The organism is Lentzea aerocolonigenes (assembly GCF_000955955.1).
Classification (GTDB): Bacteria; Actinomycetota; Actinomycetes; order Mycobacteriales; family Pseudonocardiaceae; genus Lentzea; species Lentzea aerocolonigenes_A.
The window spans coordinates 24,706-50,652 of record NZ_JYJG01000059.1; the positions used below are offsets into that span (position 1 = coordinate 24,706).

The 25,947-nt window shown below is 66.5% G+C and carries 33 protein-coding genes; 8 read left to right on the forward strand and 25 right to left on the reverse strand.

What is annotated here, in order from left to right:
* Position 1 precedes the first annotated feature (1 nt).
* Genes UK23_RS10490 through UK23_RS10505 form a run of 4 tightly spaced genes read right to left on the reverse strand, consistent with a single transcriptional unit; the run spans position 2 to position 1,432 of the window.
* Positions 2 to 427: a hypothetical protein gene (locus tag UK23_RS10490; RefSeq protein WP_045311232.1), complete on the reverse strand. Its 426-nt coding sequence runs from the start codon at positions 425 to 427 to the stop codon at positions 2 to 4.
* Positions 424 to 744 carry a hypothetical protein gene (locus UK23_RS10495; protein WP_052684537.1) on the reverse strand — a complete coding sequence of 107 codons (321 nt, stop codon included), beginning with the start codon at positions 742 to 744 and terminating at the stop codon, positions 424 to 426. The genes UK23_RS10490 and UK23_RS10495 overlap by 4 nt, the downstream gene beginning before the upstream one ends.
* A 4-nt stretch (positions 745 to 748) precedes the next feature.
* The gene (locus UK23_RS10500) at positions 749 to 1,060 is read right to left on the reverse strand and encodes a hypothetical protein (protein ID WP_045311233.1); all 312 of its coding nucleotides are present in this window, start codon (positions 1,058 to 1,060) and stop codon (positions 749 to 751) included.
* 21 nt (positions 1,061 to 1,081) lie between these two features.
* Entirely contained in the window at positions 1,082 to 1,432 is a 351-nt protein-coding gene (locus UK23_RS10505; protein WP_045311234.1) for a hypothetical protein, read from the reverse strand.
* Between the two features lie 68 nt (positions 1,433 to 1,500).
* On the opposite strand from UK23_RS10505, the gene UK23_RS10510 reads away from it, so the two are divergent.
* Complete coding sequence (locus UK23_RS10510) at positions 1,501 to 2,043, forward strand: GNAT family N-acetyltransferase (RefSeq protein ID WP_045311235.1); 543 nt, start codon at positions 1,501 to 1,503, stop codon at positions 2,041 to 2,043.
* A gap of 10 nt (positions 2,044 to 2,053) precedes the next feature.
* Here UK23_RS10510 and UK23_RS10515 read toward each other — a convergent pair whose 3' ends face one another.
* The 8 genes from UK23_RS10515 to UK23_RS10550 form a co-directional block, all read right to left on the reverse strand.
* The gene (locus tag UK23_RS10515; RefSeq protein ID WP_045311236.1) at positions 2,054 to 2,233 is read right to left on the reverse strand and encodes a hypothetical protein; all 180 of its coding nucleotides are present in this window, start codon (positions 2,231 to 2,233) and stop codon (positions 2,054 to 2,056) included.
* The gene (locus UK23_RS10520) at positions 2,230 to 3,228 is read right to left on the reverse strand and encodes an SU10 major capsid protein (RefSeq protein ID WP_045311237.1); all 999 of its coding nucleotides are present in this window, start codon (positions 3,226 to 3,228) and stop codon (positions 2,230 to 2,232) included. The genes UK23_RS10515 and UK23_RS10520 overlap by 4 nt, the downstream gene beginning before the upstream one ends.
* A gap of 32 nt (positions 3,229 to 3,260) precedes the next feature.
* Positions 3,261 to 3,914, reverse strand: coding sequence for a hypothetical protein (locus tag UK23_RS48475; RefSeq protein ID WP_052684538.1), 654 nt, complete (start codon positions 3,912 to 3,914; stop codon positions 3,261 to 3,263).
* A 51-nt stretch (positions 3,915 to 3,965) separates the two neighbouring features.
* Positions 3,966 to 4,937, reverse strand: coding sequence for a hypothetical protein (locus UK23_RS48480; protein ID WP_156213007.1), 972 nt, complete (start codon positions 4,935 to 4,937; stop codon positions 3,966 to 3,968).
* A gap of 20 nt (positions 4,938 to 4,957) precedes the next feature.
* A complete protein-coding gene (locus tag UK23_RS10535; protein ID WP_231114451.1) occupies positions 4,958 to 6,493 on the reverse strand; it encodes a phage portal protein in 1,536 nt (511 codons plus the stop codon).
* Positions 6,494 to 6,563: 70 nt separating this feature from the next.
* Positions 6,564 to 7,676: a hypothetical protein gene (locus UK23_RS10540; protein WP_156213008.1), complete on the reverse strand. Its 1,113-nt coding sequence runs from the start codon at positions 7,674 to 7,676 to the stop codon at positions 6,564 to 6,566.
* Positions 7,677 to 7,715: 39 nt separating this feature from the next.
* A complete protein-coding gene (locus tag UK23_RS10545; RefSeq protein ID WP_231114452.1) occupies positions 7,716 to 9,434 on the reverse strand; it encodes a terminase large subunit in 1,719 nt (572 codons plus the stop codon).
* On the reverse strand, positions 9,397 to 9,855 hold the full coding sequence (locus UK23_RS10550) for a phage terminase small subunit P27 family (RefSeq protein ID WP_045311240.1): 459 nt from the start codon (positions 9,853 to 9,855) through the stop codon (positions 9,397 to 9,399). Before UK23_RS10550 ends, UK23_RS10545 begins: the two co-directional genes overlap by 38 nt.
* An 87-nt stretch (positions 9,856 to 9,942) precedes the next feature.
* Between UK23_RS10550 and UK23_RS10555 the strand changes: the two genes are divergently transcribed.
* The 3 genes from UK23_RS10555 to UK23_RS50100 are packed head-to-tail and all read left to right on the forward strand — an operon-like array spanning position 9,943 to position 12,326.
* On the forward strand, positions 9,943 to 10,758 hold the full coding sequence (locus UK23_RS10555) for a type II restriction endonuclease (RefSeq protein ID WP_045311241.1): 816 nt from the start codon (positions 9,943 to 9,945) through the stop codon (positions 10,756 to 10,758).
* A 55-nt stretch (positions 10,759 to 10,813) separates the two neighbouring features.
* The gene (locus UK23_RS10560) at positions 10,814 to 11,869 is read left to right on the forward strand and encodes a DNA cytosine methyltransferase (protein ID WP_196777685.1); all 1,056 of its coding nucleotides are present in this window, start codon (positions 10,814 to 10,816) and stop codon (positions 11,867 to 11,869) included.
* Positions 11,870 to 11,882: 13 nt separating this feature from the next.
* Positions 11,883 to 12,326, forward strand: a complete 444-nt coding sequence (locus UK23_RS50100) for a very short patch repair endonuclease (protein WP_269112262.1) — start codon at positions 11,883 to 11,885, stop codon at positions 12,324 to 12,326.
* 490 nt (positions 12,327 to 12,816) lie between these two features.
* On the opposite strand, the gene UK23_RS10575 is transcribed toward UK23_RS50100, so the two are convergent.
* The 8 genes from UK23_RS10575 to UK23_RS10610 all read right to left on the reverse strand — a co-directional run bounded on the left by UK23_RS10575 (position 12,817) and on the right by UK23_RS10610 (position 18,522).
* Positions 12,817 to 13,575 carry a hypothetical protein gene (locus UK23_RS10575; protein ID WP_196777688.1) on the reverse strand — a complete coding sequence of 253 codons (759 nt, stop codon included), beginning with the start codon at positions 13,573 to 13,575 and terminating at the stop codon, positions 12,817 to 12,819.
* Positions 13,575 to 13,796, reverse strand: a complete 222-nt coding sequence (locus tag UK23_RS10580; protein ID WP_045311244.1) for a hypothetical protein — start codon at positions 13,794 to 13,796, stop codon at positions 13,575 to 13,577. The genes UK23_RS10575 and UK23_RS10580 overlap by 1 nt, the downstream gene beginning before the upstream one ends.
* Before the next feature lie 625 nt (positions 13,797 to 14,421).
* Positions 14,422 to 15,774, reverse strand: coding sequence for a DUF932 domain-containing protein (locus tag UK23_RS10585; RefSeq protein WP_045311245.1), 1,353 nt, complete (start codon positions 15,772 to 15,774; stop codon positions 14,422 to 14,424).
* 307 nt (positions 15,775 to 16,081) lie between these two features.
* A complete protein-coding gene (locus UK23_RS10590; protein ID WP_045311246.1) occupies positions 16,082 to 16,564 on the reverse strand; it encodes a hypothetical protein in 483 nt (160 codons plus the stop codon).
* A 78-nt stretch (positions 16,565 to 16,642) separates the two neighbouring features.
* Positions 16,643 to 17,083, reverse strand: coding sequence for a hypothetical protein (locus UK23_RS10595; protein WP_045311247.1), 441 nt, complete (start codon positions 17,081 to 17,083; stop codon positions 16,643 to 16,645).
* Complete coding sequence (locus UK23_RS10600) at positions 17,077 to 17,439, reverse strand: hypothetical protein (RefSeq protein ID WP_045311248.1); 363 nt, start codon at positions 17,437 to 17,439, stop codon at positions 17,077 to 17,079. Before UK23_RS10600 ends, UK23_RS10595 begins: the two co-directional genes overlap by 7 nt.
* 130 nt (positions 17,440 to 17,569) lie before the next feature.
* A complete protein-coding gene (locus tag UK23_RS10605) occupies positions 17,570 to 17,983 on the reverse strand; it encodes a hypothetical protein (protein WP_045311249.1) in 414 nt (137 codons plus the stop codon).
* 59 nt (positions 17,984 to 18,042) lie between these two features.
* Complete coding sequence (locus tag UK23_RS10610; protein ID WP_045311250.1) at positions 18,043 to 18,522, reverse strand: hypothetical protein; 480 nt, start codon at positions 18,520 to 18,522, stop codon at positions 18,043 to 18,045.
* Between the two features lie 517 nt (positions 18,523 to 19,039).
* On the opposite strand from UK23_RS10610, the gene UK23_RS10615 reads away from it, so the two are divergent.
* On the forward strand, positions 19,040 to 19,366 hold the full coding sequence (locus UK23_RS10615; RefSeq protein ID WP_045311251.1) for a hypothetical protein: 327 nt from the start codon (positions 19,040 to 19,042) through the stop codon (positions 19,364 to 19,366).
* Between the two features lie 128 nt (positions 19,367 to 19,494).
* Here UK23_RS10615 and UK23_RS10620 read toward each other — a convergent pair whose 3' ends face one another.
* The 5 genes from UK23_RS10620 to UK23_RS10640 all read right to left on the reverse strand — a co-directional run bounded on the left by UK23_RS10620 (position 19,495) and on the right by UK23_RS10640 (position 23,048).
* A complete protein-coding gene (locus UK23_RS10620) occupies positions 19,495 to 20,250 on the reverse strand; it encodes a DUF7341 domain-containing protein (protein ID WP_045311252.1) in 756 nt (251 codons plus the stop codon).
* On the reverse strand, positions 20,247 to 20,831 hold the full coding sequence (locus tag UK23_RS10625; protein ID WP_045311253.1) for a hypothetical protein: 585 nt from the start codon (positions 20,829 to 20,831) through the stop codon (positions 20,247 to 20,249). The genes UK23_RS10620 and UK23_RS10625 overlap by 4 nt, the downstream gene beginning before the upstream one ends.
* Positions 20,828 to 22,165 (reverse strand): hypothetical protein, encoded by a 1,338-nt coding sequence (locus UK23_RS48485; RefSeq protein ID WP_052684540.1) that lies wholly within the window; start codon positions 22,163 to 22,165, stop codon positions 20,828 to 20,830. The genes UK23_RS10625 and UK23_RS48485 overlap by 4 nt, the downstream gene beginning before the upstream one ends.
* Before the next feature lie 86 nt (positions 22,166 to 22,251).
* On the reverse strand, positions 22,252 to 22,659 hold the full coding sequence (locus tag UK23_RS10635; RefSeq protein ID WP_045311254.1) for a hypothetical protein: 408 nt from the start codon (positions 22,657 to 22,659) through the stop codon (positions 22,252 to 22,254).
* A 65-nt stretch (positions 22,660 to 22,724) separates the two neighbouring features.
* Positions 22,725 to 23,048, reverse strand: a complete 324-nt coding sequence (locus UK23_RS10640; RefSeq protein ID WP_156213009.1) for a hypothetical protein — start codon at positions 23,046 to 23,048, stop codon at positions 22,725 to 22,727.
* Between the two features lie 633 nt (positions 23,049 to 23,681).
* Here UK23_RS10640 and UK23_RS51390 point away from each other — a divergent pair.
* The 3 genes from UK23_RS51390 to UK23_RS10650 all read left to right on the forward strand — a co-directional run bounded on the left by UK23_RS51390 (position 23,682) and on the right by UK23_RS10650 (position 25,944).
* The gene (locus UK23_RS51390) at positions 23,682 to 23,828 is read left to right on the forward strand and encodes a lasso RiPP family leader peptide-containing protein (protein ID WP_156213010.1); all 147 of its coding nucleotides are present in this window, start codon (positions 23,682 to 23,684) and stop codon (positions 23,826 to 23,828) included.
* An 87-nt stretch (positions 23,829 to 23,915) separates the two neighbouring features.
* On the forward strand, positions 23,916 to 25,691 hold the full coding sequence (locus tag UK23_RS50110; RefSeq protein WP_082114551.1) for an albusnodin/ikarugamycin family macrolactam cyclase: 1,776 nt from the start codon (positions 23,916 to 23,918) through the stop codon (positions 25,689 to 25,691).
* 46 nt (positions 25,692 to 25,737) lie between these two features.
* Positions 25,738 to 25,944, forward strand: coding sequence for a PqqD family protein (locus tag UK23_RS10650; protein WP_045311257.1), 207 nt, complete (start codon positions 25,738 to 25,740; stop codon positions 25,942 to 25,944).
* Positions 25,945 to 25,947 lie beyond the last annotated feature (3 nt).

Consider the following 25,947-nt stretch of genomic DNA (forward strand, 5'->3'; position numbering starts at 1 on the left):
GTCAAGGTCGGGCAGGGGTGCGGACGTGGACGGCGACCGTGGCGGTCGCGAGGGGTTTGCGGGTGTGTGGGTCGGGGGCGGCGATCGGGCCTGCGATGGGCTCGGCGTCGAGCAGGCCGCGCGTGCCGCGCAGGGTGCACAGCAGCGCGAGCGCCAGGCCGACCGCGGCTTTGGCGTCGTGGTCGGTGCGGTGCCAGCACGTCAGCCGCAGCACGACGCGTTGCACGGCGGGCCACCGCCAGGTGTGGCCCTCCTCGGTGAGCCGCAGCCACGGCAGCGACGGCGGCCCACCCTGGGGGCCGTGGCCGGTCTCGGTGGACACCTTCAGCCCGGCGAGCACCGGTTCGGGGCATGCGGCCAGCAACGGCCGCAGCACCCCGAGCACGAGTTCCACGACGTCGACGGGGACGGGAAGCGGGCCGGTCATGTGTCGTGGTGGGTGTCGATGCCGTGGACGTCCAGGCCGACCGCTTCGGCCGCGCGGGTCAGGACGCCGTGCTTGGCCTCCATGCCCATCCCTGCCGGGTGCTTCACCGCGACGGTGAAGCCGACGCGATCCGGGCCGGGGTCCTCCAGGACCTCGATGGGCAGCAGTTCGCCGGAGGTGACCCGGTGGCCCTGCGAGCGGGCGCCTGTGGCGATCTGTTCGGCGGCGGCCTGGATGTGCGCGGCCAGTTCCGGGGAGGTGCGCAGGAACTCGCCCATGCTCTCTTTGTCGACGCGGAAACCGAAGAAGGCCCTCACGGTGTCAGCCCTCCACTTCCACGAGCTTGACCCAGAACCGGGTCGGGCCGAACGCGGGTGCCCAGATCTCCGGCGTTCCGTCGACGCGGAACGTCCGGCCGCGCCACTCGACCTGTTCGCGTGAGCCGACCGCCGCGTAGGTGAATAGCCGCCAGCGGGTGACCTCGGCCTGACGGCCGGTCTCTACCGGCTCGGCCGAGGTCTGCGGTTGCATGTAGCCCCGGACATCCCGCCGTGGCGCGTCGGGGCCGTACTGGAGTTGGGGGTTGGGGTTGCCGTACTGGTCTTCGACCTCCACCGGGTCGACGAACGTCACGATGTGGGGAAGCTGCAATGGCTACGTCCAAATGGAGAACGCCCCGCCGTTGGGGGCAGGGCGCAAGAGGTCAAGTTCGGTATCGGTGAAGTAGAGACCGCCGCCGTCGTGCGCGAGGGTGCGGGAGTGGCCGCCGATCGCCTCGTCTTTGAGGCCTTCCGGCGGGGTAGCGAGCGCACGCAGCACTGCGGCGCTCACCACCCCGACCGCTGTCGCAGGTGCCGGGACGGTCATCGACGGGACGAGGCTGCGCGCCATCGCCGAGGCGTCCGCGCACAGGATCGTGACGCGGGCGCGCTCGGCCGGCGTGAGAACTTGCTCGGTGCGGGCTTGAACGTCATCCACCGTGGCCAGCGGGATTGGAATGGACACAGGCCCACCCCGAATCTCGACGGCAGATCCGCTTGCTGACCGGTCCAACGACGATGAAAGCTCACACCATGAACTCAGCGATCACCATCGAGTGGGTCACGCCGGAGTCCTGGAGCCGTGACAAGCTGCCTGCCTGGCAGGTGCTCAACCGGGCAGGAAGTCGGACCGAGCAACGCCGCTTCGTGACGCGGTACTACCCGACAGGTGAAGCGGGTGCGGCGATCGCCCGCAACTCCGCAGGAGAGATCGTTGGCGTCGTCACGATCGCGGTGCAGCGAGGTGCGTACAACGAGCAGTACGGCCCGTTCAGCGGGCGGTTCGACCCCCGTGCGTTCGTGCACGAGATCGGTGTCTCGCCCGCTGCGAAACGCAGCGGGGTCGGAACTGCGCTGATGCGCGCGGCGGCGGAGGAGATCCGCAGTCGCGGAGCGCAGTGCCTCGCCTTGGACGTCGACCTGACCGGCGACGTGGAAGAGGCCACGCGGCGCGCGTTCTTCACCAGGTGCGGGTTGGTGTCGCTGCGACCGGACCGTAACGACGACATCATGGGTGCCGCCGTGGAGGAGGTCATTGCGGCGACCACCCCTGAGCCCTCACCTGCTGGAGGGTGAGAACCGCACCTCAGTCCTGCGGTGCAGGCTTGGCCGGTCGGCCGCCGACCGCGCGCACACCGAGTTCGGCTGGCAAACCCCGTAGGGCGTCGGCCGTGGCCTTGTCGGTCACTTCGGCCTCGCCGTCGATGAAGGTGACGCCGAGGTCGTGCACGACGAGTTCCTTGTAGACGCTGCTGGTGAACCTCACGCGCTACCTCCGGCCGGTGCGGTGGTGGTCAGGCCGGTGACCTTGCCGTGGGCGATCTCCGGCCCGTACTCCAGCGAGATTTCACCGTAGATCTGTGCCTTGTCCGTGGAACCCGTGCGTGCCAACGGCTCGGAGAACAGGAAGCCCTTGCCGGGGGTCTCCAGCAGGACGGGCGCGCACTGGTCGAGGCTGACCACCTGCACGGTGTCGGCGGGCATGTAGCGGTTCAACATGACGTTGAGCCGCCCGAAGTCCGTCTCGATCGTGGAGACGGAGACACCGCCGACGTTGCGTGTGGACTCCTGGTAGTTCTTCTTCGTGATGAACTCGTTGGTGAGCTGACGCTTCTGCCACGCGGCACACATCAGCGTGGCGGTCTCGCTGACCTGGATGCCGCCGTTCTCCCAGACCTTCTGCAACAGGTCGAGGATCATCGCTTCGGTCAGCGCCTTGGGCTGGGCGTTGGTGATGACGTTGGTGCGGGTAGCTTCCAGGATGCCGCGCGTCTTGCGCACCGTGCTGTTGTCGGACGGTTCCTGGAACTTACCAACGATGAACCCGAGTTCGACGTCACGGCCGATCTGCGTCAACGCCTGCCGGGTCTGCCAGTCCATCTCGTTGAGGACCGCGTTCGTGCCGCCGATGCTCGCGGCGTTCGGGTTCGCCGAGCCGGTGCCCGCGAACATCTGCTGAGACGCCTGCCGGGTGTAGGAGACGCCCACGGTTTCCTGGTGGATCTCAAGGACGTTGCGATCCTGGCCTCGGACGCGGGTCTCTGCGGACGGTGCGTCCGCGCCTTCGAGGCGCTGCCGGTTCTGGTCCGGTGGGCGAAGGTCGTACACCGACCAGGTGTGCACGATCCCGTTCGCCCGCTTGCCGCCGGTCAGGCCGCCGATGCTGGACAGAAACGGAGTGTCGGTGGGAGTCAGCGAGAACAACTCGCCGACGAAGTTCGGACTGTTGTAAGTGTTCGCGATTGCGGCGATACCAGGCAATGAATCTCCCTACGTGTCAAAAGAAGCAGCGGTCAGCGCTGCTCGCGTGCCTGCTCGGCAAGCCGCTGGTTTTTCAAGCTGATGGCCGTGGCCCAGTCGCCGCGGGCTTCCGCTTCGCGGATCTGCTCGGCGACACCGGACGGGCCGTTGCGCTGTCCCTGCGAGGGGTCCGGCGCCGGGCGGCGCGGCCCGTCGACGCGGGCGAGGTGCGGACGCTGCACGAGCACCGCGGCGAGGTCGGCCGTGATGGCGGCTGTGTCGACCGTGCCGTCGTCGGTGAGGTAGCGGTCCCGGTCGTCGAGGTAGCGCGGCGCGTCGGACGGGTCGGCCCAGCCGGTCGCGGCGGCGCGGATCTCCGCGTCCAGCGCGGTGCGGCGCATGGTGGCGAGCTGCTGTTCCACCGCTGTGGCTCGGGCGTTCGCGCGTTCGGTCTCGGTCTGCTGGGAGGCCTCGATCTCGTCCAGGCGCTTGGCCTTGTCGCGGTTCTCCCGTGCTGTGGTCTCGGCCTTGGTGAGCTTGGTCTGTGCCTGCTCGTAGAGCGTCTTGTAGTCCGGTGTGGACGCGTTGGCGGCGGGGTCGGTGACCGGCGGGGCGGGCGGTGGAGCGGGTGGGCTGGCCGGGGCCTGCTCAGGGTTCGCGGGCGGGGCGTCGGTGGTGCTGGAGATCGGGTTGGTGGAGTGGGACAAGGGCAGGAAAACCCCCTTTCCGGGGCGAGAGGAGGGGAACGGGTGCGCGGGTCAGCGCAGGTAGCCGAACCGGCCGAGCTGGCGGATCAGCTCGTCCCGGTCGCGGGCGGTGTTGACCAGCTGTGCGGCGGTCGGGCGCGGCGTGCGGGAGCGGCTGTACCGGCCGCCTTGCTTGGCCAGGTCGCCGAGCTGACGGCCGACACCGCGCACGGTGGTGGCGTCGAGGGTGTATTCGTGGCCGCCCGCGACGTAGACAGCGTTCTTGCGGCGGGCGTTGACGGTCCTGCTGATGTCGGCCCCTGCCCGGATCGCCTCGGCGTCGCCCGTGCCGAAGGCCTTGTTCTGCTGGGCCTCGGTCATGGACTCGAACAACTCGCGCGGGGTGTTGCCGGGCCGGTCGTCGCGCCACTGCTCGTGGGTCACCGGGCGCATGTCGCAGTCACAGCGCGGATGCCGCCGGAACCCGGTGGTGAAGCTGTAGAGCCGTCCGGCGAGCAGGATGCAGCGCCCGCACGCGGGCAGCGTGACGACGCGTTCGTATCCGGCGAGCTCGGGTTCTGCGATCGCGGCGGCGTGGCGGGCGAGGCGGCCGGCGTCGGCGGCCTCGGTGGTGACGTAGGTCAGCAGCTTGGCCAGGCCGAGCGCGTGCGCCTCGGACGGAGGCACGCCGGCGAGCAGAGCCAGCCGGTAGCGGCGCAACGCGAAGTCCACCAAGGCGGACAGCGGCAGGCCGTTGGCCGCCAGGCCGGAGAACATCGCCGACACCAGCGCACCGACCGGGTTGGACACCGCGCCGAGCGCGGCGAGCGTGGCGGCGATGTACAGGGGTGCCAGCGCAGCCGTCTCGGCCTGGGCCTCCTCGATGGTTGCGACGACCTGCAGGCGGAGTGCAGCGGCGGCCGAGTCGATCGACGGGCCGTCGAGCTGCCGCCAGGCGGTCTGCGCTTCGTTGGCGGCGGTGCGGACGATGCGTTGCTGTGCGGTGTAGAACCTGGTGTCCACCTCGGTCATGGGCGCGGTCACCGGGCATCACCACCTGGTGGTCAGCGTGCTGGTGGCGGTTCGATGAACTGCACGGCGGGCGGCGGGAGGACCTGGCCGCCGAGCTGCCCGACCGGCCGCCGCGGCGACGGCAGCGACGGGGCCGCGGGCTCCGGCTGACGTGGCTCGGGGATGGGCTTTGGGCCGAACTCGGCTGCCTGGTCGCCACCCGCGACGCGGGAGTACGCCTCGGCGTCCTCGGCTTCCATGTCCCGGATGTCGGTGTCGGAGTAGCCCAGCGACCGGCGAGCGAAGCGGCGCGGCAACAGCCGGTCCGCCGAGTACAGCTTCACGGCGGCGTCCGCTTGCGCGGCGAACGTGGGCGTCGCGGCGTCGGCCCACTGTGACTCCATCCGCAGCGCCTCGGCCGGAACCCGGCCGTCGCGCACCATCAGCACGATGCGCATGATCTGTTCCCAGCTGTCGCCGAACGTGCGCTGTCGGCGTTCCGCGCGCTTGATGTGCCGCGACTCCGACGAGCGGATACCGTCCGCTGACGCGGGGTTCTCGGTGGCGTAGCCGAGGTAGTGCGGGGGCAGGCCGGACAGGCCGGAGACTACGCGGGCCAGGGTGTTGAGCGTGTCGTGGAAGTTCGACAGGTTCGCCTCAGGGAACTGACCGACGCTGACGCCGTCTTCCTTCGGAGACTTGGGGGACGCCCACAGCACACCGGCCACAGACTCCCACGGGGTGAGCTGTCGCCCTTGCGCGTCAACGAAATCGTCCTTGTCGAAGCCGAGCGCGTACCGGCGCGGCATCGCGTGATACTCGGCGCTGATCATCATGTCCGTGGCGATCTTGCACGCCGCGTCGGACAGCGGGAGAACACTGATCAGCTCCGACCGGCCGAGCCGGGGCGGGGCGGTGCGGCGTCGGCGGATGCGCGGTCGGTTGATGATCGGGACGACCGGTACGGTGCCCATGCCGTGCTCGTCGCGGTTGATCTCTGACCAGGTTCCGCCGCCGTTGTCGCTGCTGTACCAGACGGTTTCGTTGGGCAGGTAGAGCGTGGCGTAGGCCTCGGTGTAGCCGTCGCCGTCCTCCTCGTACTGCCGTTTCAGCGCGGCCCGGACCTCGCGGGTACGCGGGTCCAGATCGACGTGGACCTCCAGCGGGGACTCGACCGTCACCAGCGGGGTCGAGCGGTCCTTCTCGTTGCTGCCCACGATCGCGTAGGAGCGGCCCAGCGCCAGGGCGTCCACGTGCGCCTGCTCGGAATGCAGGTCCAGCCGGTTGGCCTGCCAGATGTGCCACAGCTCCCGATCGGCGGCAGCCTCGCCGCCGAGCCGGAACCCGGTGACGTCCAGGCGTTCGTCCAGGCTGTCCACGATCAGCTGCGGCCAGCTGATCACAACCGAGCGGAGCCGGGAGTCCAAGCGCCGCAACAACTCCGGGTGCATGTACGACAGCGGCTGTTCGCCCTCGTAGTAGGCGTCTAGCAACTCCAGTTCCGGCAACTGCCTGTTGTGCAGCCGCGCGAGGTGGGTTACCCACTGCTCGGGGGACAGCTCGAACTTGGTGCTGATCAGAGCGACCACCACCAGTTGCGCGGCCTAGGTTGCTGCGCGGGCCATCATCGTTGCGAGATGAGCACCAGAGATTCGGTCATTAGCTTGTGGGACGCGAAGGCATCCATTCCAGCCAGCGGGCCTGCTCATTGCGGACGAGACCTAACGTGTGGTCCGCAGGCAACAGGTCGTTGGGGAAATCATGAGTTGCAAACGGGTTGTCAAACCTCAGAGTCGTGAAGTTCTCGGGCTCCCACGGCAGCCAGTTACGTGCAGCGAACACGCAGGATATGTCCTGATGCTTGCCAGAAGGTCGCTCTTTGTTGCGTCCGAAGAAGCCGTTGTTGGCGCGTCCGACCTCGCCAGAGGAGATAAGGATCTGCTCGTTTCCAACTAGGGCGTCCTCGAACTGGTCGAGACTGCACGCCCAATCTTTGGTCCCAACGAAGATCGCCAGCGGCTTGCTGCGCGTTTCGTAGCGCTTCTGCACCTTCTTCTCCAGCGCAGACCGCAATCTCAGGTACGAGTCCACCATCCCGCCGCTGATCTGGCCGTTCATCACGACACGGTCGGTTGGTTTCGGTGCCGAATTTGAGACCCGGCGTATGAACCGGAAGCGAAGCTCGACATCATCAGTCTTGTACGTGACCGGCGACGTTGTCATTCGCGGATCTTCCAAAACGGAAGGAAGCGCGGCCATCTGCTGCTTTACCCATGTGGCGATTCGTTTGAGTGACGGCTGTTGGTGGAGGCGGACCAGGTCGAAGGTGATATACCACTGTTCGAGCGGAATATGTTTTTGTAGCTCGTCGGCAATTCTCGCGTGTCGTTGCCGTGCCTGGAACCATTCCCTGTTCTCGAACAGGGAGCAAACCTCGACCGCGCCGACGTAGGTGTCCTCCCGGTAGATACGGAAATCCGGCCCTTTTCCGTCTTCCTCGTGAACGACGCGACCAACTCTTATTAGCTGATCGTGCACGAACAACTCGTCCATGGCCGTGTAGTGCTGTGTCTCGTCGGCACTGCGCAAGCGGCCTGCGAATGTCCCCTTTTCGTCGTCGGGGAACCGTTGGTATGCGGCATTGATCCACGCGCGCGCGGCGACAGCCTGGGGGCGGGTGGACTCCAGGTAGAAGTTCACGCCAGGCTCGGCCCAGCCAAGAGGTCCGTCGCGGTCAACCGATGGCTCAGGAAAGACGATCTTGCCGGTCACGTAGCAACTCTAGCTCCGGCAGTCACGGCAAGAACGCGATTATCCGAGGACCACCATCCGGGACGACTTCTTGATCTTTGAGCCGCGCAGCTTCCAGCCGCCTACCGCCATTGCAGCTGTTGGTACAGCGTCGATGCGCTTACCTGTCTTGCCACGTTCGGGCTTGTCCGGCCGGATGAGGTCGGGTTCGCCAGGTGGGTGGCGAACCTCCACAGAGTCAAAACAGAACTCGGCGACGGGGTTCCCGTGGTGCGACCAGCCGCGTGACTTGGTCAGGGCCATAAGTTCGGTCATACCGTGGGTCATGCCTTTGTAGGTCTGGGCGACTGGGTACATGGGGACGCCGGTGCGGCGTTCGAGGCGCTGGCGGACGGGTTCGCCGGACCACTCGTCGTAGGAGATGTCGGCGACGCGTACCAGGCCGGTGTCTGCGGTGATGTCGTTCTCGATGACGTCGTAGTCGATGACCTCGCCGTCCGTGGTCGTGATCCAGCCCTGGTCAACCCACTGGGAGACCTTGCCCTCGGTGTGCTTGTCCAGGTGCGCGACCGCTGTCTCTGGCAGCCAGAACCGCCACAATGCTGAGGCGTGGCCGTCGATCCCGGTCGGGACGATCAGGCACCACGCGGTGAGGTCCATCTTGGACGCGAGGTCGAGGCCACCCCACGCGGGGCGGCCGGCGTGCAGCTGCCGCAGCCGGGCCGGTGGCGTCGAGTCGGTGCCGGTGCACAGGAGGTAGACGTGCATCGGCATCCACCGCGACGACTGCGACACCCATTGGTTCAACCGGAACTGGCGGAAGACGTTCTCTTTGGCCGGATCATTGCGGGCCTCGATCGCTTCTTCCCGCAGCGCCTCGAGTGAGAGGAAGTCACCCAGCGCGGGGTTGGCCAGGTGCCAGTTCGATTCGTCCCACGGGTTCGCGTCGGGGTCGAGGTTGCGCAAGTAGACGAAGCGGTGCGGGGCACGGTCGGGGTTCTCGGCGATTTTCACGCACTCGTCATGCTCGGCCTTGGCGAAGCTGGTCGGGTCGTTGCCCGCGGTGGTCGCTGCGATCAGCAGCGGCTCAAGCCGGGTGCCCATGCCGGTGCGCATCGCGTGCCAGAAGTCGCCGTTCGGCTGGGTCAATACCTCGTCGAAGATCACGGCCGAGGGGTTAGAGCCGAGGTTGCCCAGCGCGTCCGAGGGCACGACCACGTAGACCGAGTTCGTGCGCTCGTCGACGATGCGCGCCGAGTGCTCGACCACCCGCAACCGGCGAGACAGCACCGGGGAGAGCTTGACCATCCGCGCCGCGACGTTGAACACCAACCGCGCCTGCTCGGTGTCGCGCGCACAGCCGTAGATCTCCGCGGACTCCACGCCGTCGCCGACCAGCATGTACAGCGCGATGAACGCGAGGAGTTCGCTCTTGCCGTTTTTGCGGGCGATCTCGATCCACGCGATGCGGTAGCGGCGCACGTAGGACCCGGATTCGGGGTCCCAGCGGACCTCTCCGAACAACGGCCGGACGATGTCGTCCCGCTGCCACGGCGCGAGGATGAACGGCTTGCGCGCCCACCGGTCCTTCGTGTGGACGCAGATTTCCTCGGCGAACGCCTGGGCGTGATCGGCGCGCGGAGTGCAGAAGTGGGTGCCGCGCTTGCGGCAGCGAGATCCGTCGAACTCGCGGCCGCACACGGGAAGCCGCGGGGATGACTTCGTGGCCTTGCTGGGAGCCTTAGGAGAGGAGGCGTTCCGCGCCGCCCTTGTTGCCATCGCGGCCCACCTCGACCTTGATGGACTGCCGATCCGACGGCGTGAGCCCGAAGCGGGCGGCGAACTGCAAGAAGGTGCGCTCGGCCTCAGCCTGCACCTGCAACGCCGGGTTCTTCATCAACCCCGAACCGCCCTGCACGAGCAACGCCGAGCCGTTCACGAGCTGGGTGGCGGAGCGGTAGCGGGCCAACGCTTCGCACAGCACCAGGAACGCGTCCACATCCCAGGGGGTCAGCACACCCCGATCCTCCAGACCGGGGGCGAGGCGCTGCCAGATCGCGCGAGCGTCGTCGGACGCCCAGTCCGGGCAACGTACTTCGTCCTCGGGAGGCTCGGGTTCGTCGGCGTTGATCCGGTCGGCCCGGTCACCGTGCAGGACACGCAGAGCAGTGGGCTTGGCAGCCGGGCCACGCTTTCCCATAGGCGCCCCCATAGGACTACGAGCCGTCGAGAAGTGAGTTCGCACGTCCGAGGCACACCAACATCGCCCGTCTGCCAAGCTTGGCGCATGCCAGCCCATAGTGATCTTGAGCAATGGCTTCGCGAGGAACTGGAGCACTACACGTTCGACGTGCTCGGCATCTTCCGGAAGACCAGCCCATCAGCTCGTTGGCCGATCGCCGCCAGCTCAGCCGACCAGCTGGAAGGCCTGCTGCACGAGCACGATCACTTGCTGCCGCTCCCCAAGGAGCCAGCCGCGCTGGCCAACATCCTCGAAGTCTCCATCGTCGACTATCTGCTCACCCGCCTCGACGCAACCGAAGGTGCAGAGCACACGCGGGGCACTGAGCGTGGCTACCCTGATCTTGAGATTTCTGGCCCGGCCTTCGGCGGCAGCTATCACGCCGTAGATGTGAAGGTTGCCCGCAGGGGCGACACCAATAAGTCAAAGACCCAGAGCCGCATCACGCTCTACACCGGAAACACCTACTTTAAGTGGCCGGACCTGCATTGGCCGGGAACCATGAGGACCTTCAACGACTATCGGAGCCACCTCGACATCATCATTATCTACACGCTCGACAGCGACTCCAAGGCTCGCGTACAGGACATGGAGATCATCGTCCAGCAGCCTTGGAAGATCGCAAGCAAGCAGCGTTCCTCAACTACGCGAGAGTATCTGGGCGCGGTCGAGTCAATTGCTGCGCTCCGTGACGGCCGAGGCGAATTTTCCACGCCAGCCGAGTTCTATAGGTTCTGGCGGGCTTACCCATTCAAGATCAGCGCGCAGGTTCAGAAACAGCTCGCCAGGCTCGTTCAGAAGCAACAGCAAGAGATCGAACAACTAAGGGGTCAAACAGCACAGTTGCCCTTGGAAGACTAAAACTTCGCGGCGTGTCGGCTTGGTGTAGAAGGATTCTTCTGGCATAATGGGCAACATGACTGGCGGAGTAGGAATATCGCTATTTTCGGGTGCTGGAGGGTTGGACCTCGGCGTCGAAAACGCTGGATTTGAAGTTCGTGCCGCAGTGGAACGCGACCGCGACGCTGTGATGACTATGGAGAAGAACTTCATCCACCTGAAGTCTCCGGTCTTGCAGAACGACATTCTCAACGTCGAGACGGAAGAAATCCTCGCGGCTGCGGGTCTTGGCGAAGGTGAGCGGCCGGACCTGCTCGTCGGTGGCCCGCCCTGCACGCCCTTCTCGAAATCTGGCTTCTGGCTCGAATGGAAGAGGGCTGGGCTCGACCCGGATGCGAGCCTCCTCCAGGCATACACTCGCGTGTTGCGTGAAGCGCGACCTAGGGCCTTCATTCTTGAGAACGTCTACGCGCTGACGTACAACAACAAGGCGAGTAAGCCCGCGTTTGATCGCCTGCTTCGTGAAATCGATGAGGCAGGATATGAGCTCACTTGGCGCGTTCTCAACGCAGCAGACTTCGGTGTGCCTCAGGCTAGGCCACGACTGTTCATCATCGGCGTGCCGAAGGGGCAGAAGATGCCCGTTCTGCCGACGGCGACTCACGGCGGCAGCTGGGAGCGGCGTGCGACCGGCAACGCTGAGAGGCCTCACGTCACCGCTGGCGAAGCGTTGAAGGGCGTTGTGTCTGACCCCGAACCGACCGAAGAGGTCGGAGGGCGTTGGGGACACCTCTTGCCAGACATTCCTCCGGGTCAGAACTATCTGTTCTACACGAAGGAAAAGGACCACCCAGACCCGGTCTTTGAGTGGCGCTCGAAGTACTGGTCCTTCTTGTTGAAGCTCGATCCCAACAAACCGTCTCCCACGATTCAAGCCCAACCTGGACCTTACGTAGGTCCGTTCCACTGGGAAGGTCGGCGGCTTCGGGTTCCAGAGGTCAAGAGGCTGTTCACCTTCCCTGACTCTTTTGAACTGGTCGGAAAGCGAAACTCAGTTCAGGCGCAGCTCGGCAACTGTGTTCCGCCGCTTCTCGCTCAGAGAGTCGCCGAGCAAGTGGCGAAAGTTCTGTAAGGACGGCGTCAACGTGGGTTATGAGGCTTGGGCTTCTTCTGAATCTGCGCGCAGAGTCATGCGCGCAAACAAGAGTCGTCACACCAAGCCGGAGGTCGCTATTCGGCGAGCGCTTCACGCGATGGGTCTACGCTACCGACTTCACGTGAAGCCTCTGCCGGAAGTACGTTTCAAGCCCGATATTGTCTTCCGTCGGGCCAAAGTTGCCGTCGAGGTTCATGGCTGTTTCTGGCATAGGTGTCCACAGCACTACCGAGAGCCAGCAACCAATCGCGCCTATTGGCAAGCGAAAGTCGAGCGGAACGTCATACGAGACGCTCGAAATAGAGAAGCTCTTGAAAGCGTCGGCTGGACGCTCTTGACGCTCTGGGAACACGAGGACCCAAACGTGGCCGCACAACATGTCGCTGACGTTGTGCGGCACACGATGGGGACGCCCTCCTGCGCGGCGGGCTAAGAACCCGAGCTACGGCTTCGGGACGGGCTGGACGCGCGGCGCGTGATGCGTCGAAACGCACCCGCGACCATGCGGCCGAGGCGACGACGCATGGAATCACTCCTCTCCGGTGTCGGTGGTGGGCATGTCGACGCCGAGCACGGTGGCGGCGGCTCGGCCGTCGAGGTACTTGTCTCCGATGTGCATCAGGCGCGCGGCGGCGAGAAACGCGTCTTTCTCCTCACGCGACTTGAAGCAGAAGGCGAACCAGAACTCGGAGTCCGTGGCGAGGCGGAAGCGCTCGTCTTCGCGCTTGGTGCGTTCGCGGAACCCGATCGCGAGCGCGTCGAGCTCGGCGCCGGCGTCGGCCGCGAGGTCGCCGGAGTACTCGACGTCGGCCAGGGGATCGGGCTCGGGTTCGGCGTTGAGCTGCGCCAGCAGGTCGGCGTTCGAGCTGGGGCCGCCGAGTACGGCGGTGGACTTGAGCTGTGCCAGGAGATCGGCGTTGGGGTCAGGCGGCGAGGTTACGGCGGAACACCTCCAGGTCGGCGAGCGGGAACCACTGCAAGATCCGCTCGTAGTCGTCGGGCGCGTGCTGGCGGATCGGGTCGAGGAACCGGAAGTCCAGGCCGTCGAAGCTGCGGCCGAACCAGGTGTATTCCTCTGGGAGCGGGCAGTTGTGGCGCTTGAGCGCGTCGCGGACGTCAGCGATGCGCCAGTCCCACACGATGCTGACCTTGCGGACGCTGTCGCGCTTCGGGCCGTGGGTGACCATCGCCATCCGCCGGTTCGGCGAGTCCGCGGCGCGCACACCGTCGGCGTTCCAGGCGCCCGCGTGGCCCAGGTCTTCCCGGATCATGTCCGCGACTTCCTCATACGTCGGTTCCGGGAGCTGCGCGGCCTCGATCACCGCCGCCCGCTCCGGCGGCTGGAACAGCAGGCTGTTGAGCCACCGGTACAGCGTCGGGTGCGGCAGGTTCAGGATCGGGGTCTGGAAGAAGTCCTCGTAGAACTTCCTGCTGTCCTCGATGAACCGCAGACCCGGCACCAGGTACAGGTGGTAGGGGACGACTTCGATCCCGGCTTCGCGCATCGCCAGCCACGCGGCGATGCTGTCCTTGCCCCGGCTGAAGCCGAGCAAAACGGGTTTTCCTTCGGCGGCGAGCTCGGCGCGGATCTGCTCGGAGCTCGTGATGCCGTCGATCTCGATGGGCAGCGGGTCACCTCCAGGTCGTGTGATGCGGTGTGCATCGTGTGATGCGTGGCGCATCACGAACGGCGGTCGGTGGGGGAGTGCGCGCGGGCGGCCAGGCGGGACACCGTGGACTGCGCGACGTTCGCGTGAGGTGCGATCCGCCGTTGCGCGATGCCACGTTGCACGGCTTGGCGTACAAGGGATTCCCAGCGTGCGGTCCACGCGGCCACCTGGTCGGCGGCCTGCTCGATCTCGTCGAGCAATTCGTCTGGGTCGCGGCCGGCGTCGGCGGTCACGGGTCGGCTCCGCGGACGTGGGTTCGGCCGTCGGCAAAACTTGACCCCAGACAAACGGCCCTCAGTGGCTTGTGCCCCGTTGCGCGGCGGAAGGGTCCCTCCCCTGGGGGTGGCGTGCGGCCCGAGCGGGCGGCGTCGGCGGCGTGGCTCACGGGCTGTTCCACCCTCCTCGGGTCCGGGGATCGGTGGCGGTGGCCTTGGCATGGCACGGGGCACACAGACCACGGCCACGGGCAGGGTGGTCAGGGTCCAGGCCAGCGGCTACCAGCTCCCTGCGGGTGAGCGGCCAGTGATCGGCCACGGTGGCCGGTTGCTGGCACGGGCGGCCGGTGTGAGCAGGGCAGTCCAGGCGGTCACAGCGGCACACCAGGTCACGGGCCAGCACGGCGGGACGGAACCGGGACCGGTGGCCAGCGGTGTAGCCACGCTGCGCGCTGGTCCCGTGCGCACGGCGGCCACGGGAACGGCACGGCTGGCAGTGACCACCGGTAGCGGTGGTGTTCGGGCACCCCGGACGGGTGCACGGGCGGGCGGCACGGGACGGCATGGCCACCCCCGGACATGAGACAGCCCCGGCATCGGGGATGCCGGGGCTGTTCGGTGTTCGGTTGTGCGGTCCGGGCGGCTAGCTCACCTTCACGAACCGGCGGGCGAGCTGCCAGGCGGTTTTGCTCGGGTTGTTCTTGTCGGTGAACAACGCGGTCATCGCACGGTCGGTCTCGGTCTCACCGGTCTCGGTGTCGAACTGCTGGCACACGGTGAGTGCGGCTTGCAGCGCTCCCCACGCCGTCCCCGCGATGTTCTCGGTGATGTCCACCTTGCCCTCAAACATGATCCTCATGAGGTTGATGCACATCTGGTGACGGGTGCGCTTGGCGTGCGTGCCGGTGTCACCGGGGTACGGGAACAAGGTGTTGCAGAACTGGCTGAACTCGTCCGCCGTCAGTGTCCGCGCGTACAGGGCCTCAGCGGATTCGGTGAACCACTGCGTGTAGGTGTGGAGCAGGTCCAGGCCGGTACTGGTCTCGGTGATCCGCTTGTCCGCGTCATCGGTGGCGCTCAGGTTGATGTGGTTGGGGCATTTCAGGAACTCGACCGGGTGGACGGTCTGCGTGGCCACACGGACCGGGCTGATGATGAGCTTGGAACTGCGGGCGGTCACCAGGGAGTTGAGCAGGACCACCCGGAACTCAACCGGGTCTTTGCCACCCACCATGAGCGGTTCGGGAATCCGGATGCTGGCGAACGCGGCCTTGTCGTTCCACAACGGTCCGGCCGGTCCGGTCTTGGCCTTGGTGTCTTTCATGATCGAGGTCAGCATCTCGCCCCGGACCTCGATCGGAACCGGCACCTTGTTCGAGTTGGTGGAGCTGATGAACTTCCGGCGGTGCGGGGCGTCGGGGTGCGGGCGGACCAGCCCCCACGTGTTGTCCATCTCCAGCGGCACGGCCGTGTGCTCCGGGTCGACCAGGCCGGTGTCGTTGGGGACGTCCTCCAGCATCAGGCAGTTCTTCTTGTGCTTCTCGCCTGCCGGGGCCTCGCACTCGGTGCAGTTGTCCGTCTCGGCCAGCGTCACCGCCGGTTGCACCTTCACGTTCCAGCCGGACAACTCGGCCTTCTTCAGCAGCTCGGTCACCGAGCGGGAGCCATTGACCTGAGTCGCGAGCCGCGCCCAGGCGTCCTTCCCCGGCTTGATCGGCTCCACCACGGCAACCGGCTTGGCCTTGGCCTCGGCCTTGGCGGGAGTGCCCTTGGCGGGTGCGGCCTTGGTGCTGCTGGACTTGTCAGCCGGGGCCTTGGCGGCTGCTGGCTTGGCCGGAGCCTGAGCCGGGGCCTTGGCTGCCGGAGTCTTTGCCGGGGCCTTGGCGGGAGCCTTGGTGGCCTTAGCGGCAGGCTTGGCTGCTACGGGCTTTGCAGCGGCCTTGGTGGCAGGCTTGGCGGCAGGGGTCTTCTGGGCAGGGTCAACCGGTGTGGTCATTGTTCGGATTTCCTCTGATTGCTCGGACAGCACTCATTCAGTGGTGCTGTTCGGTGTGAGCGGGAGACACCACAAACATAGCGGCATTTCCGGCCCTCACAAGCAATTCGGGGAGTTCCCAGACAAAGTGACGACGAATGGGTTAACGCATTGTTTTACGATCTTCAGCGACGGATCGCGGGAAAAGAAAAGGCCTGCGAACGGGGTTCGCAGGCCTTTCCGTGTCCTCATGCGTGTTGTCTCACCAGCTCACAGAGGAACGCGTGCCATCCTGCCGGACAACCCGCGCACCGTCGAGCCCTCGTGATCAATTGTCGTCGTGCGCACGCCTGTCCTGAATCCGCGTCAGCGCCTGGCGGACGATCGCGCGCATCCTGAGGTTTCGTTCGATGCGCGCCAGTTCGGATTCCGTGAGGGTCCACGTCCAGCCGACGGCGTAGCCGATCATCGTCACAGAGAATCGGTTGTGTTCGCGGCAGTAGTTCAGCATGTCGCGGGTGAGCAGGTCCATCACCTCCTCGGCGGTGGTGGCCAGCCTCACGAGCGCGGCGTCACCGTCGAGGCTTGCGATGAGCCCCAACACGTTCACCGCCCGGCGGTCACGTTCCAGCTGTGCGCGCAGCATCGTCGCGCGCTCGGCCGTCGCTCCCCGCACGCCCGCGCCGTACCCGGTGAGCTCGGCCGCGCGCTCCGCCCACGTCTGCTGTGCTTCGAGGCTGTGGAACAGGCCACACGGGCACGTCGGCCTGGGGTCACTGCTCATCCGGATGTACACGATCTTGTTCGTCAACGACTTTCCCCTTGTGCGTCAACACGATGTGATCGGTGAAAGCCCGGCGGCGACCAGGACGGCCGCCGCCGGGCGGGCCTATCTCGCGGTCACCTCGATCCACAGCACGTCCACGTCGCGCACGCCCCGGTGCGGGGTGATGTCCTGTACCCACGCCAGAAGCTCGGCGCGGCCCGCGTCGGTGAGGTGGTAGGGGACCAGCTCGGCTCCCCGCGCACCCACGGGCGGGGCCACGAGCCCGCGCCTGATCGCCCGGTTCCGGGCGGCCGGTGTCGTGGCGTCCTCCAGCAGCCACGGCCAGGTGAAGCCCACGGCCAACATCCACAGGACCCGGCGCACCTGCGTGTCCTCGGCCAGCTTCAGGAAGGTCTTGGAGTCGCGGGTGATGGGGCCGGGTTCGACGGGCCGCTCGTCCTGCACGAGCGCTGGGCGCTCGTCGGTGCCCCGCATCGCCGGAACGCTCTGCGCGTCCGGGTGCACGGCCGGGATGGCATCGGGGGCGGTGTGCTTGTTCACCATCCGGTCACGTCCTGCCACAACTGCTGAAAGCGCGGGTCGCGCCGGTGAGGGGTGACGGCGTTCTTCCACTGCCACCACGCCGCCAGGCCCTCGGCGGTGAGCTTGAGCCGGGTGTCCCCGCTCACCCATCCGTACTCTCGGCACTGGTAGACGGCCATCGGATCGGTGCGCTCCCGCACCATCGCGGTTCCCAGATCCAGATACAGCAGGCACAGCACGTTCATCACGTGCGTGTCCAGGCTCAAGGTCTGGTGCAGGGCGGTGAGTTGCTGGTCACTCAGGTTGACCGCGTACAGGTAGCGTTCGCCCGCCTCGGCGGCAGACAACGCGTCCAGCGGTGGAGTACTCTCACCCACGTCAGACGTCCTCTCGGAGTTTCCGTTTCGGTTTTCGCTCCGCGAGGACGCCAGACCACACCCTGGGGCTGTGCTAGCAGCCGCCAGGGCCTTTCTTTTCGGCCTGGCGTCCTCGGTGACAAAGCGGCGGTCAGGACTTGGCTGCGGACAAGAACAGCCCCGGCTGGTGATCGCGCGCGCGTTGCTGTGCTTCACTCAGGAGATGCACGGTGCAGAAGAACCGCCGATCCAATCCGTCGTCCGGATGGGTCCAGTTGAACTTCTCGAAGAACTCCTCAATCGAGTTGTGAAGTTCTTCCGCCTCGCACGTGTGCAAACCCGGTGCGATGAACAGGAAATCGTCGGTCAGGTTCATGACCTTCACCACGATGTTCTGTTCGCCGTTGTGCCAGAGCGCGAAATCCGTACCGGTCGGCACGGTGACCGAATCGGCCGACCGCGTGAGTACTCGGTACATGCATTCGGTCAGCTCGGCAAAACTCATCAGCCGGGTGCGGCCGTAGTACGCCCCGTATTTCCGGCCGGTATCGTCCTTGTTGGACATGGTGGGCCTTCCCGGACACGGACCGGGGGTGAGTGCTCACCCCCGGTCCTCTGCCCTTGTTAGCGGGCGGTCCGGACGGTCCGGTGCTGGCAGTCACAGTCGGTGGTCAGGCTGACTACCTTGCCCACCCCGGTCATGTCCTTGGAGTCAGGGAAGCCCAGGAACCGGATTCCGCACAGGGTGAATCGGCGGAGTGCGGGGTTCTCCATGTCCCACGGGCAGAACCAGTTGTACTGATTGATGGCGGACTCGTAGATTCCGCCCAGCGACCCATCCTCATCAGGGGCATCGGTACCGGGGGTGTAGAACTCCCAGCCCTTCTCAAGCGGGTAGGCATTGCCCACAACCAGCGAAACATGGTTGTTGGGGTAGTACCGGATGCTGAACTTGTCCTCGGACATGGCCATGATGTTGTTCAACATCATCTGGCACAGATCCGGCAGGTTCTGAACATCGGCACTCTCAAAGCACCCTGCCCCAAACAGCCTCTCATCCGGATTGGCAGATATCCGGACGGCCAAAGTCTTCCTAGGGTTCATAACCTCTGGTTTTCCTCTCATTCCTGATCAGATCCGGTGTGCTAGCACCGGGGCTGACTCACTTGCAAAACCATGATCTCCCAATTCATGGAATCGGGCAAGCGAATGGAGCGTATTCAAGAAACTGTTTTTGAGAGTGTGTCGCGCACATTTCTGACCAGCGGAAATAGGTGGACGTGCACCAAGGAAATTCTTTACTCGGACCACGTGCTGAGAATCGGGTTCCCATCGGGTCGAGCGCGGCCGGATAGGTGCGCCGTGGTTAGCGTCGGCGGGCGGCTCGGCGACGAGCGACCCTCGACGAGGCGGCCGGCATGGGTCCGCGGGACGAGGCGTGAGGGGAGGCGGGCGGCGGCGTCGCGCTCGGCGTGACGGGGAACGGTCACGACGTGCAGCGGTGCGCCGCCGCCCGCGGGCGAAGACGGCGGCGGGGACGGGCGCCAGCGTCTTCGGGACTGGAAGGTCTGTTGGTCGCGTGAGTTGCGTCCGGTTAGGTCGGTGACGCACGATCGAACGCATGTTCGAGCAAGTGGAGCGGTCGAGGAAGAAGCTGTTGCACGTCTACGACGAGCCACAGCCGACCTGGGTCGACCTGGGCGAGGTGCGGCGCTCGCTTCTCGGCGCGTCCGACTCGATCTGGCCGGCGTCGGCACGCGGGATGAGCTTGGACGGCCTGGCCGTGGCCGAGGTGCCTTTCGCGGTGCGCATGGCGCCGACGCTGTGGCTCGGGCTGGTGACCTACGAAGTCCACGTGCCGCGTGTCGGCACGATCGCCATGCAGCACTTCGTTAGGAGCGATCAGACGAAGAAGCGGCAGAAGGGCGAGGTGGAGCCGCCGTACTGACGCGGTATCCGGCAACGCCACGATGCCCGCCGCACCGGGGGGAGGTGCGACGGGCATCGGGTTGGGGGGTTCTGGGCACACGTGTCCCAGTGCTGACCATTATGCCGACTGAAACGACTGAAGGTCAACTACTCGGCGTCGTCACCGAGTGTGTTCCCGGTCACGGCGAGGGTTTCGTGGGTGAGCTGCTGGTCCAGCATCGTGTTCAGCTGCGCCCAGACGTCCAGGCCCCACCGCTGCCCGCAGGCGGCGCATACGGCTTCCACCTGGTCGGCGTCGATGCGCAGTGCCGGGCGGCGGACGTAGTCGCCTTCGTCGTCGGACCAGACCTGTACGACGTCGACGCGGCAGACCGGGCAGGCCCGCCCGCGCAGCGGAAGCCGCGGTTCGGGGTCGAGGAGCTGGCGGGCCTGCGCGACCCACCGCGTGGACTCCTCGGCGGCCCAGACCACGTAGTCCGGGGCGGCGTGCTGCCAGTGCTCGGCGTGCTCGGCCCAGGCCCGCACCTGCTCGGTGAGCGTGGTCCACTGCGGGTGGTCGTGGGTGCGGCAGCACTGCCGGACCTCGCGGCGGATCGAGGCCAGCAGCGACAGCGCGCCCAGGCTCGCCGGAGGCCGGGAACCCTGCGACGGCTTGCCGGTGACCGCCGAGCCGGGCAATACGGCTTCCTCGACCTGGCGCAGCAGGGTCAGCACCTCGGCGGTCTCGGTGGTGCCGTTCGCGCGGTGCACGGTGTGCAGGCCGGGCCGGACGAGCTGGTCCACAGCGACCTCCCAGGCCAGGCGCGCGGTCGCGGCCTCGTCACGGCTGGGGACAAACCTGGGGACAATGTCGGTGTCGGTGTGGACAACCTCGTCAGCGGCGTACAGGCGTGCGGCGGTCATGCGGAAGCTCCTTGCGTGGTGCCGGACGCGGCGGCGCCGGACGAAGTGGAGTTGGCGCGCTTGCGTTCCTCTGCGGCGCGCAGGCGGGACGGGTGCATCCGGGTCTCGCGGTCGCGGATCTCGCGCTGGCGCAGGCGGTTGCGGGTCAGCGGGCTGCACGGGACACCGGCCGAGGCCCTGCAGAACGGGCACGGCACCGTGCGGGCGAGAGCGTGCTTCTCGTGGCCGGTCCAGCCCATCAGCTCGTAGACCGTGCCGATGCCGCGCGCGCCCGCCGCCTTGTCGGCGGCCCGGTCGCGCGGTCGAGGTGGCCGGGCTGAGCTCGGCGTGCCCGTGGCGGCCGGCCGAGACCGCGCCAGCGTGATCAGCCGGGCCACCTCGCCCGCCGTCACGTGCTGGACCCGGTTGAGCGGCAACGAGCTCAACGCGGCGTGGCACTCACCGACGCTCCGGCCGCGCAGCTCCCGCAGCCACTCGGTCACCACGTCCTCGGGCGCGGTGTCGCCGGGCGTGATCCGGTAGTGCGCCAGCAGCGCCCGCATGGCGTTGCGGGTGAGCTGCTGCGCGTTGCGGTCGCTCACGCCGCCGCCCCCAGCTCGGCCGGGTCGGGCGTGCCGAGACCGGTGGTCTCGTGCAGCGCGCGTTCCAGGATCGCGTCCAGCGTCGCGGCATCGGCGTGGGCGGGCAGCTCGTCGCGCACCGCCAGGCCGATCGGGCTGCGGTCGTCCTCGGCGATCGCGTCGGCCCGGATCGCCTCCCAGGTCGCCGCCATCACGCGCTCACGCTGGCGATCCTGCGGCGTGGCGTTGACGGTGCGGGCGCGCATCACCTCGCCGACCAGCTCCGGCAGCATCGAGACGGCCAGGCGCTTGCCCGCCCACAGCCGCAGACCCTCCGCGATGGCCGCGGGCTCGACCTGGTCGCGCAGCAGCCCGATCACCTCGCCGCGCAGCCGGTCGAGAACCTGCCGGGGCTGGCGTGGGCTGTGCAGGGTCACCAGACGCTCGGCTTCCTGGCGGCGCAGCTGCCGCACCGAAGACGCCTCGAGTACGCGATCCGGATCGGCGAGGGCGGCGGCATCGGCGGATTCCCCGGCGTCCGGCGCGGCCTCGCGTGTACGCGCGGGCGCGGGCGTGTCCGCGCTCGTGTGCGCAGGCGCAGGCGCGGGGACACCCACTGGAGTTTCAACCAACGAAAGACGAAGTTCTCCAGTCTCCATCTCCCTACTCCCTTCTCCCCGACCTCGCGGCGAAGGGTTCGCGGAAGGGTTCGGCGAGGGGTTCCCGGAAGGGTTCTCCGAACCGTTCGCCGCAGGTGCGGTCACGGTCGGCGGTGCCGTGTCGAGCGCGGGCGCCGAGCCGGTGGCGACCGTCCCGCCCGTGCTCGTGGCGGGCGCGGTTGGGGTGGGCGCGGTGCGGGTCGAGCCCCGTTGCGTCATCGCGGCCATGACCGACGCGGGCAGCTCGCGCGCGCCCGCCTCCAGCTCGTCCGCGGCGACGGCCGGCGACGGCCCGGTGATCTCGACCGGCAACCGCCGCAGCTCGGACGCCAGCGCACGGCGAAGAAGCGGGCTCTCGATCTCGAACGCGGACCGCAGCGCGGCCCGCAACACGTTGGGCTGCTTGAACAGCTTGTCCGAGCGGATGAACGACCGGATCAGCAGCTCGTCCGTGTCGTGGTCCACCACGATGAAGCGGGCGGCGTCCAGCTCGGCCAGCGCCGCCCGGACGCTGTCGGTGTCCTGGTCCGGGTGCGCCTTGGCCCAGCGCTTCACCGAGACGGTGAGCTCACCGGAGTAGGACAGCTTGCGCTGCATGCACAACTGGACGTACACGAGCTTGGCGAGCGCGGACAGGGCGATGAAGTCCGGGTCATCCCACATGGACAGGTAGAAGCGGGCGTGGTCGCGTGCCACGGTTTCGTTCCCCCATAACAAGAATCACTGTGTGCGGACAGCACGAGATAGCCGCGCGACGGTGCGCGGCAACGAAGAAGAGAAGGTCAGGCGGCGGACTGCTCGGCGGTGCGAGCCGCTATCAGCGCGGGCGCGGCGAGATTGAGCGCGTAGATCGGCATCAACTTCCCCCCGTTCTTGCCCTTGCTGTCGGTCGAACGCACGTAACGGCCGGTCCGCACGAGGACATCAAGCGAGAGCATGCGGCGCACGGTCACACCGACCATCGGCGGCGCCACCCACGCCGGAATCCGCGCACGCCAACGGTTCGACGTCGTCTCACGGAACGGGTCCGCCAACGCGTCGTTGACGATGACGGCCGTCACCGCGCACACAGCTCCGCGGTTGCGTGGCTCGGCGGCCAGGAGTGCGGCGATCTGCTCGATGGTCGTGCCGTAGTCCAGCGGCAGGCCGATCAGGTGCTCGGCGATCTCAGCGGCGAGATCACCCAGCACGGCCGGGGCATCCCCAGAGCGAGCCCGACCGATCCCCCGAGACCGGTCGGACTTCCTCCGGGTGCTCACGCGGCAGGCAGCAACTTGAACTTGCGCACCGGCACGATGTCCTCGCACATGCGCGCGACATCCGGGAACCTCTCCTGAACCAGCTTCGGCGAGGTGAACACCCGCGAATCGTTGGTGTACTCGACCACGGCCAACCCGTTGATCGTGCCCGTCACCAGCTCGCCCAGGCGCTCCTTCAACTGGGAGCGCAGCTCTTCCTTGACCTTGCTCTGACTCTTGATCGACTCTTCGACGATCCGCAGCAGCTCGACGGTCTGGGCCAGGTCGTCCAGCGCGACCGAGCCAGCAGCGGACACAGTGGTGCTGTTCTTCGTAGACATTGCGGAGGCCGCCCCCAGCGGCCATAAAGCGATTGCGGATTCGGTCAGCGGGACTTATCCGCCGGATACCCGCAGGTATCCGGCGAACATTATCTCCGCCAGCCAAACCGACAACATCGCTTCCTCCGCTCGTGAGCCGCGCCGACGACGACGCCTCTTCCTCATGAGCCCCCCAGGCCCTCACGCCGCCCACCCCCTGGGCGGCTGACGATCATTCCAACATGCCCGCTGCTTGTTGATCTGTCAAGCGAAACGCGCTGGTCACCGTCGGTACAGTGATCAACACCGCAACGTGAGGAGCATGATCTACTTGATTCGGGACCGAATAGTGACATTGTGTCCTGAATGGACGAACGTGAATACTTGCGTCCGCGGAAGTAATCGCATTCAGGTTGCCCTGATGCGTGCGTGATACGCATCACGTCGATTGTATTGAATTCGTATGTATCTAATTGCGTTCGGTTGCGAATGATGTGAGTGCGGCGAGGCGTGTAGTTGCGCGCGGTCTAGCGCGCAGGCGTCGCCGGGTGGATCTTGCTGGCCCAAACGGGTTACATGCGGGCTCGCGGGTTGCGCTCCTGAGGGAGCTTCGCCAAGATCCGTCGTGGGTGAGCGCACGGGGAAGGAATGGCCATGTCGGCCGGTACTTGGACCCCGAGCGGGTCTGTTAGCAACGAGAAGTACGAGAAGCCCTCGATCACCGAGGCTGGTGGGGTTGTCGCCTTGACCAACGGGTCTGGCGCGGACGACACCGCCGACATGAACAAGTACTACTACTGATCGACCGTCGTCGTGCGGTGGTTGGCGGGTCCCGCCGACCGTAGCTTTCACCGCACCGCAGCAGTGGAAGGTCCAGACTGGTCCGTTGTGGACGCTGCGTGGTTGCAGCTGTCGCACGGCCAGTCTGGCCCTGCTGATCAGGTTCGCAGGGTCGATGCGCCGAACTGTCGGCTGATGGTGCTCGGCTACTGCGGCGCAACTGATGCCGAACTGGCGAGTGTGGCGCGCCGAGTCGGCAGAGGCGAACTTGATGCACTGTCAGGTGTGGGTGGTAGCTGCGTGTTGATCGCAGTGGGACCGGATGATGCGTTCGTGATCGGCGATCTCGCCGGTCAGCGTGTGGTGTTCTACACGCACACCCTTGATGGTGACTTGCTGCTCGGATCGCATGCGAGTCATCTCGCCGAATCAACAGGGAAGGTCGTCGCTCCTGACTGGCTCGCGGCATACCTGACGGTGCCAAGGGCTTCCGACTTGTGGTGGACGGGGTCTCCGTGGCGTGGGGTTCATGCCCTCCGGCCAGGTTGGGCTCTTCGCGCGTCGCGGACGGGGAAGGTCGAGGCCTCGCCGTTGGTGAACCTCGACGAGCCGCTATCCGATCTGCATACGGCTGGCGCTGGCTTGGCCTTGGCTCTCCGCCATGCGGTCGCTGACAGGGTCAGTGGGGCTGAGCGTCCCACTGCTGACCTCAGCGGTGGTCTAGATTCGTCAACGCTGGCTGTTCTCGCTGCCAGGGCGACACCTTCCGGACTGTCGGCCATCACGCTGGAGGCCGCGGGCGTCGAAGACTCCGCGTTGGCGACGAGTATCGCTGAGACCGTTCCTGGACTGCGTCATCTTCGATGGTCCATTCCCGACAGTGTGTTGCCGTACTCGGATCTGGACGCAGTACTGGTGCCCGATGAGCCAACGACGTTCGCGGCGAACGCCGCACGGACAACGTGGTGGTTGCGACGGATCGCGGGCCTGAAATCGGACGTGCACCTGAGCGGCGAGGGCGGGGACGCGGTGCTGATGGCCCTTCCGTCGTATCTCGGTGATCTTGCGTCTCGGTCTGTTCGCCAGTTGTGGAGCCACGCGCTCGGCTGGGCGAAGCTCCGCAACCTGCCTTCGCATGCGTTGGTCAGGGCTGGGCTCGCGCTTCGGGGTACCAGCTACTCGGATGCCCTTCGGACACTCGCAGTTCAGTTGGTGACCAGTGAATCCACACCGAGGGGATGGGCCACGTTGGTGACGTGGCTGGGCTCCAGTAGGACGGTGGATTGGCTGACTCCCGAAGCTCGTGCGCTCGTGGCGTCGAAGCTGCACGAGTACGCGGGCGTTGCCGTTGGTCCAGTTGTGCCAGGCAGATTCGGCATCGGTGACTCCACGAGTTGGCTGTCACTGATCGGATTCGGTCGCGGCCAACGGTTGTACGCCGACACAGCCGCCAGGCTGGGAGTGAATCACCACGCGCCTTACCTGGACAACGAGGTGATCCGGTCGTGCTGGTCGGCTGCGGCTTGGATCAGAACAACACCCGAGCGGGCGAAACCGCTCTTGGCTGAGGCGGTGGCGGACCTCGTTCCGGCATCCTTGGTACAACGCACCACCAAGGGGGACTACTCCGGTTTGGCGTACCGGGGTCTGAAACGCAACGCAGACTTCCTGCACGACTTGTTCACTAACTCTGAGCTCGCGGCCTGCGGGCTGGTCGACGAAGAAGCTGTTCGATGGACGATTGACACCGGCGTTGCTGGGCTTTCGATTCCACTCGGTGCGTTCGACGAGCTTGTCAGCACGGAGCTTTGGCTGCGCGCGCAGCGCAGCCGTCCGGCAAGTCAACCGCGTCCGAAGGAGGGGCATCTTGCGCGTACTCGTTGAGCCTGGCGTATCGAGCACCATCCTCGATGACGGCAGTTTCGCGGTGATGTCCGAACGAACCGGCAAGATGCACCTCGGCAACTCCACGACGTCGGCGATGTGGTCAGCGCTCGTGGACCACGACGGCGAGACCGAGCGCGCGGTGGCAGCGGTCGCCGCGTTCTACGGCGTCGACCCCGACGAGGTGAAGACGGATCTCGAACACCTCGTCGGAGAGCTAACCCAGATCCAGCTCGTCAGGACCAAACCATGAGCA

Coding starts and splice junctions, on each gene's coding strand:
- UK23_RS10620 (WP_045311252.1), bottom strand. CDS start 20,250: ATGACCGCCGCACGCCTGTACGCCGCTGACGAGGTTGTCCACACCGAC.
- UK23_RS51390 (WP_156213010.1), top strand. CDS start 23,682: ATGTCGGCCGGTACTTGGACCCCGAGCGGGTCTGTTAGCAACGAGAAG.
- UK23_RS10585 (WP_045311245.1), bottom strand. CDS start 15,774: ATGACCACACCGGTTGACCCTGCCCAGAAGACCCCTGCCGCCAAGCCT.
- UK23_RS10640 (WP_156213009.1), bottom strand. CDS start 23,048: ATGTCTACGAAGAACAGCACCACTGTGTCCGCTGCTGGCTCGGTCGCG.
- UK23_RS10595 (WP_045311247.1), bottom strand. CDS start 17,083: ATGGTGAACAAGCACACCGCCCCCGATGCCATCCCGGCCGTGCACCCG.
- UK23_RS10545 (WP_231114452.1), bottom strand. CDS start 9,434: ATGGCAACAAGGGCGGCGCGGAACGCCTCCTCTCCTAAGGCTCCCAGC.
- UK23_RS10575 (WP_196777688.1), bottom strand. CDS start 13,575: ATGCGCCACGCATCACACGATGCACACCGCATCACACGACCTGGAGGT.
- UK23_RS10550 (WP_045311240.1), bottom strand. CDS start 9,855: ATGGGAAAGCGTGGCCCGGCTGCCAAGCCCACTGCTCTGCGTGTCCTG.
- UK23_RS10605 (WP_045311249.1), bottom strand. CDS start 17,983: ATGTCCAACAAGGACGATACCGGCCGGAAATACGGGGCGTACTACGGC.
- UK23_RS10555 (WP_045311241.1), top strand. CDS start 9,943: ATGCCAGCCCATAGTGATCTTGAGCAATGGCTTCGCGAGGAACTGGAG.
- UK23_RS10490 (WP_045311232.1), bottom strand. CDS start 427: ATGACCGGCCCGCTTCCCGTCCCCGTCGACGTCGTGGAACTCGTGCTC.
- UK23_RS10510 (WP_045311235.1), top strand. CDS start 1,501: ATGAACTCAGCGATCACCATCGAGTGGGTCACGCCGGAGTCCTGGAGC.
- UK23_RS10610 (WP_045311250.1), bottom strand. CDS start 18,522: ATGAACCCTAGGAAGACTTTGGCCGTCCGGATATCTGCCAATCCGGAT.
- UK23_RS10560 (WP_196777685.1), top strand. CDS start 10,814: ATGACTGGCGGAGTAGGAATATCGCTATTTTCGGGTGCTGGAGGGTTG.
- UK23_RS10615 (WP_045311251.1), top strand. CDS start 19,040: ATGTTCGAGCAAGTGGAGCGGTCGAGGAAGAAGCTGTTGCACGTCTAC.
- UK23_RS10650 (WP_045311257.1), top strand. CDS start 25,738: ATGTCCGAACGAACCGGCAAGATGCACCTCGGCAACTCCACGACGTCG.